14 protein-coding genes are annotated in these 17,325 nt (G+C 67.3%); 3 read left to right on the plus strand and 11 right to left on the minus strand.

Translation table 11 applies throughout. The annotated features are described in order from the left end of the window. Positions 1 to 128: 128 nt before the first annotated feature. The 7 genes from SP5_RS15345 to SP5_RS15375 all read right to left on the minus strand — a co-directional run bounded on the left by SP5_RS15345 (position 129) and on the right by SP5_RS15375 (position 8,682). Positions 129 to 2,033 carry a methyl-accepting chemotaxis protein gene (locus tag SP5_RS15345; RefSeq protein ID WP_042490437.1) on the minus strand — a complete coding sequence of 635 codons (1,905 nt, stop codon included), beginning with the start codon at positions 2,031 to 2,033 and terminating at the stop codon, positions 129 to 131. Positions 2,034 to 2,286: 253 nt separating this feature from the next. Continuing rightward, positions 2,287 to 4,089 (minus strand): methyl-accepting chemotaxis protein, encoded by a 1,803-nt coding sequence (locus tag SP5_RS15350; protein WP_042490439.1) that lies wholly within the window; start codon positions 4,087 to 4,089, stop codon positions 2,287 to 2,289. 213 nt (positions 4,090 to 4,302) lie between these two features. Continuing rightward, positions 4,303 to 4,806 carry a chemotaxis protein CheW gene (locus SP5_RS15355; protein ID WP_042490442.1) on the minus strand — a complete coding sequence of 168 codons (504 nt, stop codon included), beginning with the start codon at positions 4,804 to 4,806 and terminating at the stop codon, positions 4,303 to 4,305. A 4-nt stretch (positions 4,807 to 4,810) separates the two neighbouring features. After that, positions 4,811 to 6,784, minus strand: coding sequence for a chemotaxis protein CheA (locus SP5_RS15360; protein ID WP_042490443.1), 1,974 nt, complete (start codon positions 6,782 to 6,784; stop codon positions 4,811 to 4,813). Then, complete coding sequence (locus SP5_RS15365; RefSeq protein WP_042490444.1) at positions 6,781 to 7,149, minus strand: response regulator; 369 nt, start codon at positions 7,147 to 7,149, stop codon at positions 6,781 to 6,783. Before SP5_RS15365 ends, SP5_RS15360 begins: the two co-directional genes overlap by 4 nt. Further along, a complete protein-coding gene (locus SP5_RS15370; protein WP_052811584.1) occupies positions 7,146 to 7,457 on the minus strand; it encodes an STAS domain-containing protein in 312 nt (103 codons plus the stop codon). Before SP5_RS15370 ends, SP5_RS15365 begins: the two co-directional genes overlap by 4 nt. Before the next feature lie 406 nt (positions 7,458 to 7,863). Beyond that, complete coding sequence (locus SP5_RS15375; protein ID WP_042490446.1) at positions 7,864 to 8,682, minus strand: arylamine N-acetyltransferase family protein; 819 nt, start codon at positions 8,680 to 8,682, stop codon at positions 7,864 to 7,866. Between the two features lie 104 nt (positions 8,683 to 8,786). Between SP5_RS15375 and SP5_RS15380 the strand changes: the two genes are divergently transcribed. Beyond that, on the plus strand, positions 8,787 to 9,722 hold the full coding sequence (locus SP5_RS15380; protein WP_042490448.1) for an L-threonylcarbamoyladenylate synthase: 936 nt from the start codon (positions 8,787 to 8,789) through the stop codon (positions 9,720 to 9,722). Positions 9,723 to 9,923: 201 nt separating this feature from the next. On the opposite strand, the gene msrA is transcribed toward SP5_RS15380, so the two are convergent. Beyond that, on the minus strand, positions 9,924 to 10,463 hold the full coding sequence (msrA, locus tag SP5_RS15385) for a peptide-methionine (S)-S-oxide reductase MsrA (RefSeq protein ID WP_042490451.1): 540 nt from the start codon (positions 10,461 to 10,463) through the stop codon (positions 9,924 to 9,926). A gap of 79 nt (positions 10,464 to 10,542) precedes the next feature. On the opposite strand from msrA, the gene galE reads away from it, so the two are divergent. Together galE and SP5_RS15395 are read left to right on the plus strand one after the other, a co-directional pair. Continuing rightward, a complete protein-coding gene (gene galE / locus SP5_RS15390; RefSeq protein ID WP_042490452.1) occupies positions 10,543 to 11,547 on the plus strand; it encodes a UDP-glucose 4-epimerase GalE in 1,005 nt (334 codons plus the stop codon). Positions 11,548 to 11,552: 5 nt separating this feature from the next. Beyond that, the gene (locus SP5_RS15395) at positions 11,553 to 12,392 is read left to right on the plus strand and encodes an HpcH/HpaI aldolase/citrate lyase family protein (RefSeq protein WP_042490454.1); all 840 of its coding nucleotides are present in this window, start codon (positions 11,553 to 11,555) and stop codon (positions 12,390 to 12,392) included. On the opposite strand, the gene SP5_RS15400 is transcribed toward SP5_RS15395, so the two are convergent. The 3 genes from SP5_RS15400 to SP5_RS15410 form a co-directional block, all read right to left on the minus strand. Further along, positions 12,369 to 13,100, minus strand: coding sequence for a phosphatase PAP2 family protein (locus tag SP5_RS15400; protein ID WP_245613515.1), 732 nt, complete (start codon positions 13,098 to 13,100; stop codon positions 12,369 to 12,371). The genes SP5_RS15395 and SP5_RS15400 overlap by 24 nt on opposite strands. Positions 13,101 to 13,547: 447 nt before the next feature. Beyond that, complete coding sequence (locus SP5_RS15405; protein ID WP_042490455.1) at positions 13,548 to 14,627, minus strand: glycosyltransferase family 2 protein; 1,080 nt, start codon at positions 14,625 to 14,627, stop codon at positions 13,548 to 13,550. Then, positions 14,624 to 17,116, minus strand: coding sequence for a DegT/DnrJ/EryC1/StrS family aminotransferase (locus tag SP5_RS15410; protein WP_042490456.1), 2,493 nt, complete (start codon positions 17,114 to 17,116; stop codon positions 14,624 to 14,626). Before SP5_RS15410 ends, SP5_RS15405 begins: the two co-directional genes overlap by 4 nt. Positions 17,117 to 17,325 lie beyond the last annotated feature (209 nt).

Genomic DNA, 17,325 nt, shown 5'->3' on the forward strand with positions numbered 1-17,325 from the left:
CCACCCGTCGAAACTGGGCCTATCATAGGCAGAAATTGATGAATTATTGGTTCAGGACCATGATATCGGCGTCATGACCGTGGCGCGTGCGAAGCCCCCCCCGGCAATTCGCACGCCCCACGCACCGGTCACGCCGCGTGGCCGAACTCGGCATCTTCGCCGTCCGGGCCGCCCCCGCTCAGGTCGAGGGCGAAACCCCGCGCACGCGCCTGCTGATGCCCGACCGAACCGGGCCGCGGCGCAGCCTTGCGCGTCGTGGTGACGGACTGGCGGGCGACAGGCTTGCGCACCGCCGGCCTTGCGTCTTCGGCGACCTGGAAGAAGGCGATGCTTTCCTGAAGCTCCTCGGCCTGGCCGGCAAGTTGCCCCGAGGTCGAGGAAATCTGGTCGGAGGCCGAGGCGTTCTGCTGCGTGACCTTGTCCAGCTGCTGGATCGCCTCGTTGATCTGCGACGCGCCGATATCCTGTTCGCGGCACGCCGCACTGATCTCGGCGACCAGTTCGGCGGTACGGCGGATGTCGGGCACCAGCCTGGTCAGCATCTCGCCCGCCTGAGTCGCGGCGAGAACCGTGTCCGACGACATGCCGCTGATCTCGGCCGCCGCCGACTGGCTGCGCTCGGCCAGCTTGCGGACTTCGGCCGCCACGACCGCGAAGCCACGGCCATGTTCCCCGGCCCGTGCCGCCTCGACCGCCGCGTTCAGCGCCAGCAGGTCGGTCTGGCGGGCGATTTCCTGCACGATGCCGATCTTCTCGGCGATGGTGCGCATCGCGATCACGGCCTTCTGCACCGCCTGACCGCTCTGTTCGGCATCCTGCGACGACTGGCGTGCGATCTTCTCGGTCTGGGTCGCGTTGTCGGCATTCTGTTTGATGTTGGCGGCCATCTGCTCCATCGAGGCAGAGGCCTCCTCGGCGGCGGCGGCCTGTTCGGTCGCGCCTTCCGACACCTGTTCGGAAGAAGACGACAGCTGCTGGCTGCCGCTGGCGACCTGATCGGCCGCCCCCGCGACATTGCTCGCGAAATGGGTGAGGTTGTCGACCAGATTGTTGATCGCATCCTTCATCCGGCGGTGATCGCCCTCGCACTCGATCTCCACGCGTTCGAGCAGCGAGCCAGTGCTGACCAGGTTCAGCACGCGATTGCCCTCACCGATCGGCAGCAGGATCGCGTCGAGCATCCCGTTGATCCCGCTGACCAGCCCGGCAAAGTCGCCGGGGAAACGCGTCGCATCGCCGCGCTCGCTCAGCTTTCCGGCGGTCGAGGCCGTGATCAGGCGCTGGATCTCGCCGATGATCGCCTGGAAATTGGCGCGCAGCAATTCGATCGTGTCGTTGATGAACGCCTTCTTGCCGGGCAGCTGCTGCATCGGCGCATCGAAATTGCCCTCGCCGAACTGCTTGATACAGGCCATCGCCATCTTCTTGGCGGCGATGTGGTTGGCGACCATCTCGTTCAGGCGGCGGGCCATGACGCCGAAATCGCCCTGAAACTTGTCGACCGGCACGAACACGTCGATGTCGCCGCGATCATGTTCGGCCGACATGGTGTTCATCTCGGCGATCAGGCCCTTCAGATTGCCGCGAAGCTGCTCGATCGTCTCGTTGATAAAGGCCTTCTTGCCCGGTAGCGCCGCCAGGGGCGCCTCGAAATCGCCCTGCGCCAGCGCGGCCACACAGGCCATGGCCTGTTTCTTGACCGCGATATGGCTGGCGACCAGTTCGTTGACGGTCCGCGCCGCAATGGCCAGGTCGCCGGACAATTCCTCGACCGGCAGCACCGCGTCGATGTCGCCACGCTCATGCTCGGCCGCGACTTGCGCCAGCCGCCGGTTGAACGTGGCGGCCGGCATGGCGGCGGTCTCGAGCAGTTCGTTCACCGCGACGAGCATTTCGCGCGCCTTGCCGGTCGCGCCCGACAGGTCGGCGCGCTCGCCGATCCGCCCCTGGGCGAAGGCGCGCTGCAACCGTCCGATCTCCGTCGTGGCGACGTCGACATGCGAGGTGTGTTTCAGCGAAGCATGGAAACGCATGATGGTCCCCTCTCCTGTTTTGAGTTGAAAAGCAGATCAGGCGGCGACCGCAGCCGCACGGGTGGCGTCGAGGCAGAAGATAAGCTTTTTCAACATCGACAGGTGATTGAAGGAACCCGGCATGTTCTTGTCCTCAAGGGTCGACCAGCGCATCATGCGGTTCGCGTGCCTGGGGATTACGAAGCGCCGGGATGCGCGCGAACATCCCGGCTGTCGGGGGGCGGGGCAGCGCCCGCCCCCTGACCATCCTGGTTCAGGCAGCGTGCCCGAATTCGACGTCCTCGCCGTCCGGACCACCATTGGTCAGGTCCAGCGCGAAGCCGCGCAGGCGGGCCTGCTGATCGGCGACCGAGCCGGAGCGCGCGCCCGACGCCGACCGGGCAGGCTTGGCCACCGGACGGGCCACCGGCTTGCGTACGGCGGGCTTGGCGCGGCCACGATGGCCAGCGGCATCGACGCGGAAATAGGCGATGCTTTCCTGAAGCTCCTCGGCCTGGCTGGCGAGTTCTTCGGAGGTGGAAGAGATCTGCTCGGAGGCGCTGGCGTTCTGCTGCGTCACCTTGTCGAGCTGCTGGATCGCCTCGTTGATCTGGACCGCGCCGATATCCTGCTCGCGGCACGCCGCGCTGATCTCGGCGACCAGTTCGGCCGTGCGGCGGATGTCAGGCACCAGCTTGGTCAGCATCTCGCCCGCCTGGGTCGCGGCGCCCACGGTGTCCGAGGACATGCCGCTGATCTCGGCCGCCGCCGTCTGGCTGCGCTCGGCGAGCTTGCGGACTTCGGCCGCCACGACCGCGAAGCCGCGACCATGTTCGCCAGCTCGGGCCGCCTCGACTGCCGCGTTCAGCGCCAGCAGGTCGGTCTGGCGGGCGATTTCCTGCACGATGCCGATCTTCTCCGCGATGGTGCGCATCGCGACGACCGCCTTCTGTACCGCCGTGCCGCTCTGTTCGGCATCCAGCGACGACTGGCGGGCGATCTTCTCGGTCTGGGTCGCGTTGTCGGCATTCTGTTTGATGTTGGCGGCCATCTGCTCCATCGAAGCCGAGGCTTCCTCGGCGGCGGCGGCCTGTTCGGTCGCGCCCTGGCTCACCTGTTCCGACGAGGACGACAGCTGCTGGCTGCCCGACGCGACATTCTGCGCCGCCTGGGTGGCATCGCCGACGACGCCGCGCAGACGCTCGACCATCGATACCAGCGCATGGCCCAGCATGTCCTTGTCCGACAGCGGCTGGTGATTGACGGTCAGGTCGCCGCCCGCGATCGTATCGGCCAGTTGCGCGGTCTTGCGCAAGTTGACGGTCATGCGGTTCACCGAATCGACCAGATCCTTGATCTCGTCATTGCTCTTGACATGCACGTCCTGCTCCAGGTCGCCGATGCCGACTGCCTCGATCGCCACCGACGCAATCTTCAGGCCACGCGAGACGATCAAGGAAATCCAAACGGCGCCACTGATCGCGACAAGCAAGGCGAGCACACCACACATCAGCAGGACGTTGCGGCTTTCGGTGTACAGAACGTTCGTCTGCTCATCGGCTTCCGTCATCTGCGATCGCTGGAAGGCACTCAGCTTCGCGATATTGTCCGCCAATCGGTTCATGATCGGGGTTTGAACCGTGTTGGACAAAGTGGCGGCTTCCTCGTTACGATTTGCATAGCCGAGGTCGCGGATGCGGTCGAACGTGGGCTTCAGTTCATTCCAGTCGGAACGCACTTTCTCCCACAGGGCCTTGCCGTCGGGCGATGCGATGGCCAAGCCCTGGTCGATGGTCTTGCTGAGTTCGCTCTCGCCCGTGATGACCCTGTCATAATAGATCTTCATCGTGGCCTGATCGGTATTGAGGGCCAATGACTGCTGATCGGCGAGGGACTGGCTCTGGATCGTATCGATCGATTGTGCGATCGACAGTCGGCGTGCCGGGCCAGCGATCACGTCGCTGATGGCGCTGTTCAACACACCCATCTTGACGATGCCGACACCGATAACGATGGCAAGAAGAAGGGTCAGGACCGCAAAGGTCGCACCCAGTTTCATTTTGATGGTAGCTCGCATGACCCCCCCATTATGGGTTTGGATTGATAGAAATATCGGCGCAAATCGGGCGTTTGTTGAATTGCCGTCAGGCCGAACATGACTTTGGCATCGAACGGATAAACCTGGACCGTCGCGCTGCGGGCAACGGACGAGCCGGGCGCCGGGGCGTCGATACGCCCTTGTGTCGCATGGTGACGGCCGCAAAGGCGCTGGCGCAGACCGTGCGCCCGGTCAGTGGATGGTCGTGGTCTCGGCGGCGGCGTCGGTCAGGCGCGAGAACAGCGCGGTCAGGTCCGGCAGGACCACCACATCGCCCCCTCGCCGCACCAGGCAGCGGACATTCTCGCGCGGCCAGCGCATGCCGATCACCGGCACCTCCTCGGAATCCCCCGCGTGCAGCACGGTGACCTCGTTCACACGGTCGGCGGTCAGGCCGATCAGGAAGGGGTCTCCATTCACGTCCAGCTCGATCACGATGATGCGGCTGTCGGCGGTGTTGGCCTGCGCCTCCATCCCGAACGCGCCGCGCAGATCGGCCAACGGCACGATGCGGCCGCGAAAGTTGATGACCGAGGCGGCGAGCGGATCGGCGCCCGGCACCATCGTCACCGGCATCATGTCCAGGATTTCGCGGACGATGCCCGCCTCCAGCGCGAAGGTCTCGCCGCCCAGGCCGAAGGTCAGGACCTCCAGGCCGTTCTCGGGCGTCCAATTGGGTACTTTGTGATAGGGCATGGGCTTATCCAGCGGCCAGACGCCGCTCCTCCCTGGGCTGGCTCAGCGCGATGAGCTGGGCGATGTCGAGGATCAGGGCGACCGAACCGTCGCCCAATATGGTCGCGCCCGCAAAGGCCGCGACGTTGCGGTGGAGCGGCGACATGGCCTTGATGACCGTCTGGTGGTTGCCGATGATCTGGTCGACGACCAGGCCGACCCGCTCCGACCCCGTGCCGACCACGACGATCTTCTGATAGGTGTCGGGCTTGGTCCCGGTGGCGAACAGGTCGCGCAGCCGCAGGAAGGGCACCAGCCGTTCGCGCAGCGTGATGATGCTGCGCCCGCGCGAGCGCAGATCCTCCTCCAGCGACAGCTCCAGGCATTCCTCGACCGCCGCGAGCGGGATGACATAGCGTCCCTCGCCCACGCGGACCAGCAGCCCCTCGATGATCGCCAGCGTCAGCGGGATGCGCAGCGTGATGGTCGAACCCTGGCCCGACACGCTCTTTACGACGATCGAGCCGCGCAGGCTTTCGATGGTGCGCTTGACCACGTCCATGCCGACGCCCCGGCCCGACAGGTTCGTGACCTGCGCCGCCGTCGAGAAGCCGGGATGGAAGATCAGGCCCAGCAGCTCGTCCTCGCTGACCACCTGGCCGGGCTGGATCAGGCCATTGGCCTCCGCCTTGGCACGGACCCGCTCGACATCGATGCCGCGCCCGTCATCGGTGATGGTGATGAGGACTTCGCCACCCGCCTGATGCGCGCTCAGCCGGATCACGCCGCTGGGCGCCTTGCCCGCCGCGATACGGTCCTCGGCCTTTTCCAGGCCATGGTCGCAGCTGTTGCGGATGATATGGACGAGCGGGTCGAACAGGCGCTCGATCACGGTCTTGTCGACCTCGGTCGTCTCGCCTTCAGTCACCAGCTCGATCGCCTTGCCGGTCTCGTTGGCCAGATCGTGGATCAGGCGGCGGAAACGGCCGAACAGCGTCGACACCGGCACCATGCGCAGGATCATCATCGTGTCGCGCATCTCGCCCGCCAGCCGCTCGATCTCTTCCGAAACGGAACGCAGGCTGAGGTCCTGGCCATGCCCCGCCAGCTGCGACAGACGGCTCTGGGCGATGACCAGTTCGCCGACCCGGTCCATCAGCTCGTCGAGCCGCTCGGCGGGCACGCGGACATGCTCGCCCTGCGAGCGGTTGGCGGCGGCGCCGCGCGGGCTGGCGTCATTGGCGGCGACGGGTGCGTCCACGGCGACCGGAATCGCCTGCGCCTCTTCGTCCACCGCTTCCGCCCCGGCATCCTCGACCGCCAGCGGGGTGATGGTGATGTCCATGTCGTCCATGACGAACAGGAACACGTCCTCGATCGCCTCGCGCGAAATGTCGCCGATCAGCGTGCAGTCCCAGCCGACGAGGCAATGGCCGGGGTTGAGATCGTCCAGCGCGGGCATCTTGTCGAAGGTCGCGACGATCGTCGCCTCACCCAGCTCGCGCAGTTCGTCGAGAAGCGCCAGCGGGCTCGTGCCATTGGCCATCGCGTCGGGGGGCAGGCGGAAGGACAGGGTCCAGCCCTGCTTGCGCGGGGCAGGCGCGGCCATGGGGGCCGAGATACCGGCCGCCGCATCGACCGCCGCCGCCAGCCGGTCCAGGATCGCCTGGCCATGGGCGGCGGGCGCGTCACCATCGACCAGCGTACGCATATGGTCCGCCGCCGACAGGATCACCGACACCAGTTCCGGCGTCGCACGGACATCGCCCTTGCGCACGCGGTCGAACGCGCTTTCGCAATGATGGGTGAAGGCCGCCAGCGCATCGAAGCCGAACATCGCGCCCGACCCCTTCAGCGTGTGAAGGCCCCGGAACACGGCGTTGACGAGGTTCATGTCGTCCAGCCGGTGCCCCAGGTCGAGCAGGCCCTGTTCGACCTGCTCCAGAAGCTCGCCCGCCTCGATCCGGAAGGCGGCTGTCGGATCCTCGGCCGCGCTCACCGGGTCAGGACCTTCTGGGCGACGCGGATCAGCTGTTCGGGCTGGAAGGGCTTCACCAGCCAGCCGGTCGCGCCCGCCGCCTTGGCCTGCGCCTTCATCGAATCATCCGACTCGGTGGTCAGGAAGATGATCGGCACGCCCGCCTGCGCAGGCTGCTGGCGCAGTGCGCGGATCATCTCCAGCCCGTCCATATTGGGCATGTTGAGGTCGGTGACGATCAGGTCGAACCGGGTCTCGGTCGCCTTGGCCAGCCCCTCGGCGCCATCGGCGGCCTCCGTCACCGTATAGCCCGCGCCGGTCAGGGCGATGCGGATCGCCATGCGCAGGCTCGCGCTGTCGTCGACGGTCAGGATGGAAGCGGTCATTGGGCGATGTCTCCATGAAGCCAGAATTGGGTGTCGTCGGCCGAAGCGGGCAGGAAGGCCGCGCGGGTCAGCAAGGCGTGCAGGGTCGCGTCGGCGGGGGCCGACAGCGCGAAATCGCAGCCTGTCGCCGCCGCGCTGACTCGCGCCGCCTGGACCAGCTGGATGACGCTGAGGTCCGGTGACGCGGCGCCGGACAGGTCCAGCCGGACGGTCGCGCCAGGCGCGATCGCGGTCTTCAAATCTTCGGCCAAAGCGCCGATGGTCGGCAGGCACACGTCCTCGCTTGCCATCACCATGGTGATCGACATGATCTTTCCTTCAGGTCAAAGGTGCGGACACGCAGGATCACCCTGCGGCCCCATCAATAGTTCACGAAATACCCATCAACGCGGACCGGGCCGTCAACGTCCCGGTCTCCGATTGGCGTGGCGTGGAGCGGTGCGGCCAAAACCCCGTGGTTCCAGCCGGTACTCTCCGCCCCCGATCATCTCTTATGTCCCCCAAGTTCATTCAGGGGTATATCGCGCAATGGTAAAATCCGACTTAAATATACAAGACGTGCGATGAAAATGGCGAATGGCCGCGCAGAGCCCGTGCGCCACCGGCAACGCCCTGCATATTCCCGGAATCCCGAGGGCAGCCACCACCTGGGCGGGCGGTGACTCGACCACCCCGTCCGGGCGCCAAATCACGACGGCCTCAAAAACGAATCGGCTATTCGCCGAACAGCGTGCCTGCGTCTTCGCTGCCCAGGTCGATGCCGAACATCAGGCTCAACCGCATCCGATAGACACGCGGGTCGGTGATCGTCGCGGCGGTTTCATCCTCCCCGACGCGGCGGCGATAATGCCGGTCGGTCAGCGCCGCGAAGCCACGCGGCAGGGCGATGCTGACGATCGTCGCCTGACGGAAACGGCTCTCCGGCGCGGTCGAGGTCCAGTGATTGGCCAGCGCCAGGTCGGCGTCCCACACATGGTCGGTGGTGAAGCTGTATTGCGGCTGCCACCCCTCACCCGTCGCGCGGCCATCGGTCAGGCCGGGATGGCCGTTGCGCAGCAGCATCCAGCCATGCTGCGGATCGCGGTCCAGCCGGAAGAGCGCGCCGTCGGGTGCGGTCGCCTCCGCCCCTTCGACCAGCGGCATGGGCGGCAGATAACTGCCCCCGAAGCCCGCATCGGCGATCCAGTCCTGCCCCTCGATATGGACCAGGCTGAGCGTGTGGGTGGTCGGCGGAACGTCCGTCGCCGCCAGCCATACCCGCGCGAGCAGCGGCCGTGCATGGAAGCCGTGCGCCGCCAGCGCGTCGAGGAACAGCCGGTTCTGCTCGAAGCAATAGCCGCCGCGCTTGGCGGTCACCAGCTTGGCGAAGACGCCCGTACTGTCGATGGCGATGGGCCGGCCCAGCCGGACATCGATATTCTCGAACGGGATCGCCTGGCGATGCGCCCATTGCAGCCGCCCCAGCCCTTCGGCATCGACGGTCACGCGCGAAGGCAGGGCGATACGGGCAAGATAGGAATCGAGATCGAACATGCGTGCGTCCTTTAAGGGTCCGGACCCGAATTGTCGAAGGGGGCCGGACGCGTCTCCCGCCCCCTTCTGTCGCCATGCGCGAAGGGATATAGGCCGGGGCGATCATGACCTTTCCCCCTGAAGACCCGACCCTGCCCTTCGGCCTCGATGCGATCCGCGCCGCCGCGTCCGTGATCCGGAATGGCGGCATCGTCGCGGTGCCGACCGAGACGGTCTATGGACTGGCCGCCGATGCGACCGACGCGAAAGGCGTGGCGCGCATCTATGCGGCCAAGGGGCGGCCTTCGTTCAACCCGCTGATCGTGCATGTCCCCGATCTGGCGACGGCGCAGACGCTGGCGGAATTCGATGACGACGCATTGGCGCTGGCGCGCGCCTTCTGGCCGGGGCCGCTGACGCTGGTGCGCCCGCTCAAGGCCGGGGCGGGCATCGCCTCGCTGGTCACGGCGGGGCTGGATACCGTCGCGATCCGGGTGCCGCGCCACCGTGCGATGCAGGCGTTGCTGATGGAAAGCGGCCGCCCGCTCGCCGCGCCGTCGGCCAATGCCAGCGGCGGGATCAGCCCGACGCGCAGCCCCCATGTCCGCGCCAGCCTGGGGCCGGACGTGCCGGTCATCGACGACGGCGCGACCGAGGCGGGGCTGGAATCGACCATCGTCGCGGGCCGCACCATCCTGCGTCCCGGCCCGGTGACGGCCGCGATGCTGGCGCAAGTGCTAGGCGATGTGGAGCAAGGCCCGCAGGCCCCCGCCATCGTCACCGCGCCGGGTCAGCTCGCCAGCCATTATGCGCCTCGCAAGCCCCTGCGCCTGAACGTAACGCACGCGGCGGCGGACGAATGGCTGATCGGCTTCGGCGACGTACGCGGGCAGGACAGCCTGTCGGAGCGCGGCGATCCGGTCGAGGCGGCGGCACGACTGTTCGACGCGCTCCACCGCGCGGATGCGGGGGACCGCGCGAGGCTAGCGGTGGCGCCGATCCCCGACGAAGGGATCGGCGAAGCGATCAACGACCGGCTGCGGCGGGCCGCGACGCGATAGAGGTCGGGGCGTGCCGCTTCGACTTCGCTCAATGCGACCGGGACTTACATCCCGCCCTCCGTTCAGCCTGAGCGAAGTCGAAGGCCAAGGGGCTACCGACACCCCGAGGGCATTTTGGGCGGAGGTCTACGCGTGGCCTTCGACTACGCTCAGGCTGAACGGAGGTGGGATGGAAGGTTAGGAACCACCCGCCCCAATTCTTTACGCCGTCACCGCCTTCGACCGGGCGGCGAAGCTCTTGCGCAGCTTCTGCAGCTTGGGCGGGATCACCGCCATGCAATAGGGGTTCGACCGCCCCGACGTTTCCCAATAATCCTGATGGTAATCCTCCGCCGGATACCACTCGGCCATCGGCTCGATCGTCGTCACGACAGGCTTGTCCAGCCCGGCCTGGGCGCGTTCCAGGGCTGCCTTCATCGCGGCCTCCTGCGCCTCATCCGCCGGGAACATCGCCGAGCGATATTGCGTGCCGACGTCGTTGCCCTGGCGATTGAGCTGCGTCGGGTCGTGCGTCGCGAAATAAATGTCGAGCAGATCGCCCAGCGCCAGCTGCTCGGGATCGAAACCGATGCGGATCGCCTCGGCATGGCCGGTATCGCCGCCGCACACCTGCTTGTAGGTCGGGTTGGGCACGGTGCCGCCGATATAGCCGCTTTCGACCGATTCGACCCCGATCACGTCCTTGAACACCGCCTCGGTGCACCAGAAACAGCCCCCGGCCAGCGTTACATATTCGGTCACTCGGAATCTCCTTGTCGTCTTGTATGCATAGATAGGAAGCGGCTAGGCCACGGCAATCCAGCGACTTGAGGCAAAAGTGATGGCGACGATCGACGGCAAGGTGATGGTGACGGGCGGCGCCGGTTATATCGGCAGCCATGCCGTGCTGGCGCTGCTGGATGCAGGCTATGAGGTCGTCGTGCTCGACAATCTGGTCACCGGCTTCGACTGGGCGGTCGATCCCCGCGCCTCGCTGGTCGTCGCCAATGTCGCCGACGACGACGCGGTGCGCGCCGCGATCCGCGAGCACAAGGTCCGCGCGATCATGCACTTCGCCGGGTCGATCATCGTGCCCGAGTCGGTCACCGACCCGCTCAAATATTATCGCAACAACACCGCCGCCAGCCGCTCGCTGATGGAAAGCGCGGTGGCCGAGGGCGTCGGCCACTTCATCTTCTCCTCGACCGCCGCCACCTATGGCACGCCCGAGCGGGTGCCGATCAAGGAAAGCGATCCCAAGGCGCCGATCAACCCGTACGGCATGTCCAAGCTGATGACCGAGATCATGCTGAAGGACGTCGCCGCCGCGCATCCGATCAACTATTGCGCGCTGCGCTACTTCAACGTCGCGGGCGCCGATCCGCAAGGGCGCTCGGGCCAGTCGACGGTCGGTGCGACGCATCTCATCAAGATCGCGGTCGAAGCGGCGATCGGCAAGCGTGAGGCGGTCGGCGTCTATGGCACCGACTTCGCCACCCGCGACGGCACGGGCGTGCGCGACTATATCCATGTCTCGGACCTTGCCGCCGCGCATGTCGCCGCGCTCGAACTGCTCATCGAGCGGCCGGGTGAGAGCCACACGCTCAATTGCGGCTATGGCCGTGGCTTCTCGGTCCTCGAAGTGCTGGACGCGGTCGACCGCGTGACCAACCGGACGATCGAGCGCCGGATGGAAGGCCGCCGCGCGGGCGATCCGGCCGAGCTGGTCGCGGACAATGGCGCGATCCTCGCCACCCTGCCCTGGCGGCCCGAACGCGACGATCTGGAAGGCATCGTCCGCGACGCGCTGGCCTGGGAGCGCAAGCTGGCCGAGATGGGCCGCTAAAGCCGATGCGACTGCGCTCGCTCCTCTTCGTACCCGGCGATCGGCCCGAGCGGATGGCCAAGGCGATGGGGACGGGCGCGGATGCCCTGATCCTCGACCTGGAGGATGCGGTCGCCCCCGATGCCAAGCCGCGCGCGCGCGGAGAGGTGGCGCGGTTCCTCTCCCGCCCCCGCGACACGGCCGCGCAGCTGTTCGTGCGGATCAATCCGATCGACGGCCCGCTGGCGACCGACGATCTGGCCGCGATCCTGCCCGCCCGGCCCGACGGCATCGTCCTTCCCAAGGCCGAAGGGCTGGTCAGCCTGCACGCACTGGCGGCGCGCGGGGTGACGCATATCCCGATCCTGCCGATCGTCACCGAGACGCCGATGGCGCTGTTCCGGCTGCACGAATATGCGGGGTCGAGCCTGCCACTGACCGGCCTGACCTGGGGCGCGGAGGATTTGCCCGCCGCGATCGGGGCGACCACCTCGCGCGAGGCGGACGGCAGCTATACCGCGCCCTATCAGCTGGCGCGCTCGCTGACCCTGTTCGGTGCGCATGCCGCCGGGATCGCCGCGATCGAGACCGTCTATCCCGACTTTCGCGATCTGGACGGGCTAGCCGCCTATGCGGCGCGGGGCAACCGGGACGGCTTTACCGGCATGATGGCGATCCACCCGGCGCAGGTGCCCATCATCAACGCCGCCTTCACCCCCTCCGCGGAGGATATCGCGCGGGCACAGGCGATCGTCGATCTGTTCCTGGCCAATCCGGGCGCGGGCGCGCTGCAGCTGGATGGCAAGATGGTCGATGCCCCGCATCTGAAGGCGGCCCATGCTTTATTGGCGCGCGCCGCCCCATGACCGGCGGGCGGCCGCCGTCGCCCACCACCAGCCCAACGCCCAGAGCGTTCCGAAGCACCAGCCCGCCGCCACGTCCGACGGCCAGTGTACGCCCAGATAGACGCGGCTGCCCCCGATCGTCCCGACCAGCAGCACAGCGATCGCGACGATGGCATAACGCACCCGGCGATGGTCGGTCAGCTGCGTCGCCAGCGCCGCCAGCGTCAGATAGACCATCGCGCTGCCCGCTGCATGGCCGCTGGGGAAGCTGGCATTGTGGACATCGACCCAGTGCGCCACCAGATCGGGGCGCGGGCGGGCGACCATCAGCTTCACCCAGGTCACGACCGCGCCGCCGCTGATACCCGAAAGCGCCGTCATCAGCGCCAGCAGCCACCATCCCCGCGCCAGCAGCAGGATCACCGCACCCGCCACCATCAGGACCAGCGTCGGGACGCTGCCCAGCGCCGTGAAATCCTCCGCCACGGCGCGCAATTTGTCCGACGAGGCATGGATCCGCAGACCGGTCAGGATCGCGCGGTCCCAGGCAAAGGGCCAATGATCCACCGCCACCCCGAAGAGTAGCAGCAGCGCAAGCGCCATCGCCACCGCCGCCACCCCGCGCAGTGCCATCGGCATTGCCGACAGGCGCGACGGCGCAGCGAGCGGCGAGTCATGCGATTCGTCGCGCGACGAATCGCTGCCCGAAAAACGGGTCCGGTCGATCATGGAAATTGCCTCACCATGCCCCGCCTTTGTGGCGAATGCCCCTGAAGGGCAAGGGGATCAGGCTTCAAGACTGGGCCAGACACCGATTTCGTCGCCGCCAAGCCGTTGAATGACCGGAAACTAATCCGGAAGCGGCGCGATCAATCAGTGTCATTCGAAAAATGGGTTTGTTTGTTAACGCATTCTGTCTCATAAATGAGACGCGCCAACGAAAATGATTGGCGGGAGAGGACTGCACCACCATGGAAGAGCACGTGATTTCCCCGATCGATCGCCTGATGATCCTGACCGTCGGTGCGGTATCGAGCTGGCTGGCCGTCGGCGGCATCGCCGTCGGTGCGTCGAAGCTGATCAGGCACCTGATCTAAGACAGGTAGGCGCAATCCCCGGCGCTTTCAGCGGCTGGGGATTGCCACAGGGAACGGCGCATGCCCGGCGATGATCGGATCAGTCCCGGTCATGGCCCTGCCCGGTCCGATAGACACGGCGCGCCATACCGATCGCGCGCCATCGCAGCAGATCGTCGACACCGGCATAGCCCAGTCCCAGATGCGGCGGCCGCGATGCCAGCACATCGCCCAGCGTGACCTTTCCGCCCCGCAGCGCAGCGCGTGCCAGTTGCCGCCAGCGCCGCGCGGTTTCCCACCGGATCAGCGTCAGGCTCTGCGCATCGGGCGCGAACCGCTCGACGAACGCGCCCTGGAGCTGCGCGATCGCCTGCCCCAGGCGGCGCAGGGTCGCGCCGTCGGGGATCGGCACGCCCCCCATATTATGCTGGACCAAGAGGCGCGCCACCTCGCCCGCATCGTCGCCAAACAGCGGCGCATGCGCCTCGGCCAGGACGCGCGTCGCGCTGGCGCGCATCATCGTCGTGAACCGCTTCGACGCGCCGCCTTCGTGCTGGCGATAGATCAGCAGCGGCTCGTCCAGCCGCGCGATGCGCCCGAATGCGACGATGCGGTGGTACAGGTCGAAATCCTCGGCATAGAGGATTTCGGGCCGGGTGAACGGGTCGAGCCGCCGCGCGGCATCGGCGCGGACCATCACCGTCGACCATGCCAGCGGATTTTCGATCCAGCTCAACCAAGCGACCAGATCGGGCGTGGTATGCGGCGCATAGTCCATGGGCAACACGCGCTGCCCGACCAGCTGCTCGGTCTGGGTCCCGGCCAGCACGATATCCGGGCGCGCCTCCAGAAAGGCGACCTGCCGTGCCAGCCGTTCGGGGCGACACAGATCGTCCTGGTCCAGCCCCGCCAGATAGCGCCCCCGCGCCTCGGCAAATCCGCGATTGCGTGTCTTCACCGGGCCGCCATTGACGGCATTCTCGATCAGGCGAACCCGGGGATCGGGCCAGTTCCGCACCAGTTCGCGGGTGCCGTCCGACGAACAGTCGTCGACGACCAACGCCTCCCAGGCGGTGAGCGTCTGGTCGCCCAGGCTCGCCAGCGTTTCGCCGATCAGCGATGCGCCGTTATAGGCGGGGATGACGACGCTGACGACAGGATCGGCGACCGGATCGCTCATGCCGCCACGCTGCTCCGGGCCGCCGCATCGCTACCAAGCAGCTGGTCGACGATCATCTGGCCGACATCATTCTGCCAGAGCCACAAGCCATTGGCCTGCCCCCGGAAACTCTTCTCCCCGCCCAGCGCGCCCCAGGGTACGAAACCGGCGGAAAGGCCGATGCCATAGACGCCCGGCACCGGCCGATCCTGGTCGTCGAGGATACGGCAATGCCGGTCGACCATCGGCCGCCCCGTGCGATGGGCGAGTGCGATGGGCTGCCCGTTCGCGTCGAACAGCGGCAGCGCGCGCGGGCGATAACCGAGCGCGCCCACCACCAGATCGGCCTCGCCGATGAACCGACGCGCCTCGGCATCGTCCTCTCCCGCGATCCGGTGGAGGCGCAGGCGCGGGTCGGGTGTCCGTCCGCCCAAGCCCAGCATCCGCATCACCAGTTCGCGCGACTCCAGCCGAAGCCCGGCGAGGCGCAGCACGAACCCGCTGACCGGGCAGATATCGTCGGGCGTATAGTCGGTAAAACCTTCCGCCGCCGCCGCCTCGACCGACGGGAAGAAGGGCTTGGGCGGGGTCCGCACCATCAGCGTGATCGCGCCCGCCCCCCAGGGCAGGTCATGGCATTTGAGCAACTGCACCGCCGAGGCCAGGGCGCTGGTCGAGGCCCCGACGATCACCACGCGCGGCGCGCGCCGGTCGGCCAGTCGTGCCGCCACCGCCTCTACCCCGCCACGCCGCAACAGCAGGTCGGAGCGCATCAGCCGGTCCCCCGCCTGCTCGCCCAGGGTCGCGCCCGCGACCCTCTTGTCCGCGACATGCGCGTCGGTCTGGTAGCCGCCGGTCGCCACGACCAGATGGCGCGATGTCAGCACGCGCTGCCCTTCGCGGCCGACAATGGTGGTCCGCCAAAGCCCGTCCGCCGTGGCCTGGGCGCTCAGTGCCTCGGTATCGGTGCGGATTTCGCCGCCATGCGCCGTCACGATGCCGCGCAGCCGCTGCGCGGTCGCCGCCAGCAATGGCGCGGTCTCCGCCAGCGGCGCGCCCAGCGCCCCGCAATGCCGCGCCATCATCTGCCCGGCCGGATGCGCCTCCAGTGCGGCGAGTTCGGGATAGGGATTGCCGCGCACCGCCGACAGGAAGGTTTCCGCCGTGGTATCCGAACGGATCGCATAGCCGCCCAGCGCCCCCGGCCCGATGCGGGGCGACCGTTCGACCAGGACCAGTCCGTCCCCGGCCAGCCGCTCCAGCAATCCCTTCTTGCTCGCGGCGGTCAACACGGCGGTGCCCGCCGGTCCGCCGCCGATCATCACGCAGCCCAGCGCGGCGTCACCATGGGCCTGCCCAGGTCCTGACCCGGCATCGGCCGCGACCTTCGCGATCGCACGCATCAGCCGCCCGGCCACGATCGTCGCATCGCCCGGCCGCATCGCATCGGTGATCGGCAGACTGAGCATCCGCGCCGAAACGGCATCCGCCACCGGCGTCGGCTCGACCAGCGCCGTGTCGCGGAACAGCGCCTGCTCGCCCAGATGCGGGCTGAAATACTGCCCCGTCCCGACCCCGTCCGCCGCCAGGGCTCCGGCGATGGTGTCCCGGCGCGATGCCAGTTCGGGGGGAAGCAGCACCGGCATGAACTGCGTCGCCTGCCGCTTCGCCGTCATGCGCTGAACGGTGAGGTCGGGCAGCGCCGCGCGATATTCGCGGTCCAGCGCGGCGCGGGCGTCGCAGATCGAATCGAGTTCGGCCAGCTTGCTGCGCGCCATCAGGCCCAGTATCTCGGGCATCTTGGCGTTGATGCCCGGCAGAGTCGCGTGGCGCCCGCTCTCGAAACCGAAATTCACCATCGCGCGCAGCTGGTCGATCCGCTCGACATCGCCGCTATAGACCAGCCCGCCCTCACCGACCGAAAAGGTCTTGGTCGCATGCATCGAATAGACCAGCGTGAAGGGCGCACCCGTGCCGAAGCCCCGCCCCGCCGCGTCCTGCGTCCCCAGCGAGGCCGCCGCGTCGATGACGACCCCGACCTCGTACCGCCGTGCCAGCCAGGCATAGCGGTCCAGATCGATGACCGTGCCGAAGGTCGCATAGGGCACGATGACGCCGATCCGGCCGCCATGCTGCGCCAGCATCCGCTCTTCCTCGGCCGCGTCGGCGGTCCAGTCCTGCGGGTCGATATCGACGATCAGGGGGGTAAGCCCGGCCCAGATCGCCGCCTGCGCCGTCGCAGCAAAGGTCATGGCGGGCATCATCGCAAGCGTGCCAGGGCGGGGATGCAGCCCCGCCGCCTGCCGGATGGCGATCATCAGGCCCAGCGTCGCATTGCCGACCGCCAGCGCCGCACCGCGCCCGTCGAACAGCCGTGCGACCATCTCGGCCTCCAACGCGCGGACCTCGGGGCCGTTATTGCTGAACTGGCCGGACGCCTCGATCCGCTTCAGGCCCTCCATCTGTTCGGACATCCGGGGCGGTCGCGGCGCGATGAGCGGAAATTCCATCTGCCTCTCCCCCTGTAAACGGCCCGTCTTCTTTCATATCCGTCCTAAAAACCTCTTAGCACAAGAGGTTCGGGGGCACATGGTCCTTCGCGCCATCCCATTTCAGGAGAGTCGTCCTCCCGCTTCATACGGGTTCCGGCGCGCGCTGGCCCTTGGGTGATCTTTCTCCCGGGAACATTGGCGTCCTTTGTTCGATCGTTGATCTTCCG

This window comes from Sphingomonas parapaucimobilis NBRC 15100 (assembly GCF_000787715.1).
GTDB lineage: Bacteria > Pseudomonadota > Alphaproteobacteria > Sphingomonadales > Sphingomonadaceae > Sphingomonas > Sphingomonas parapaucimobilis.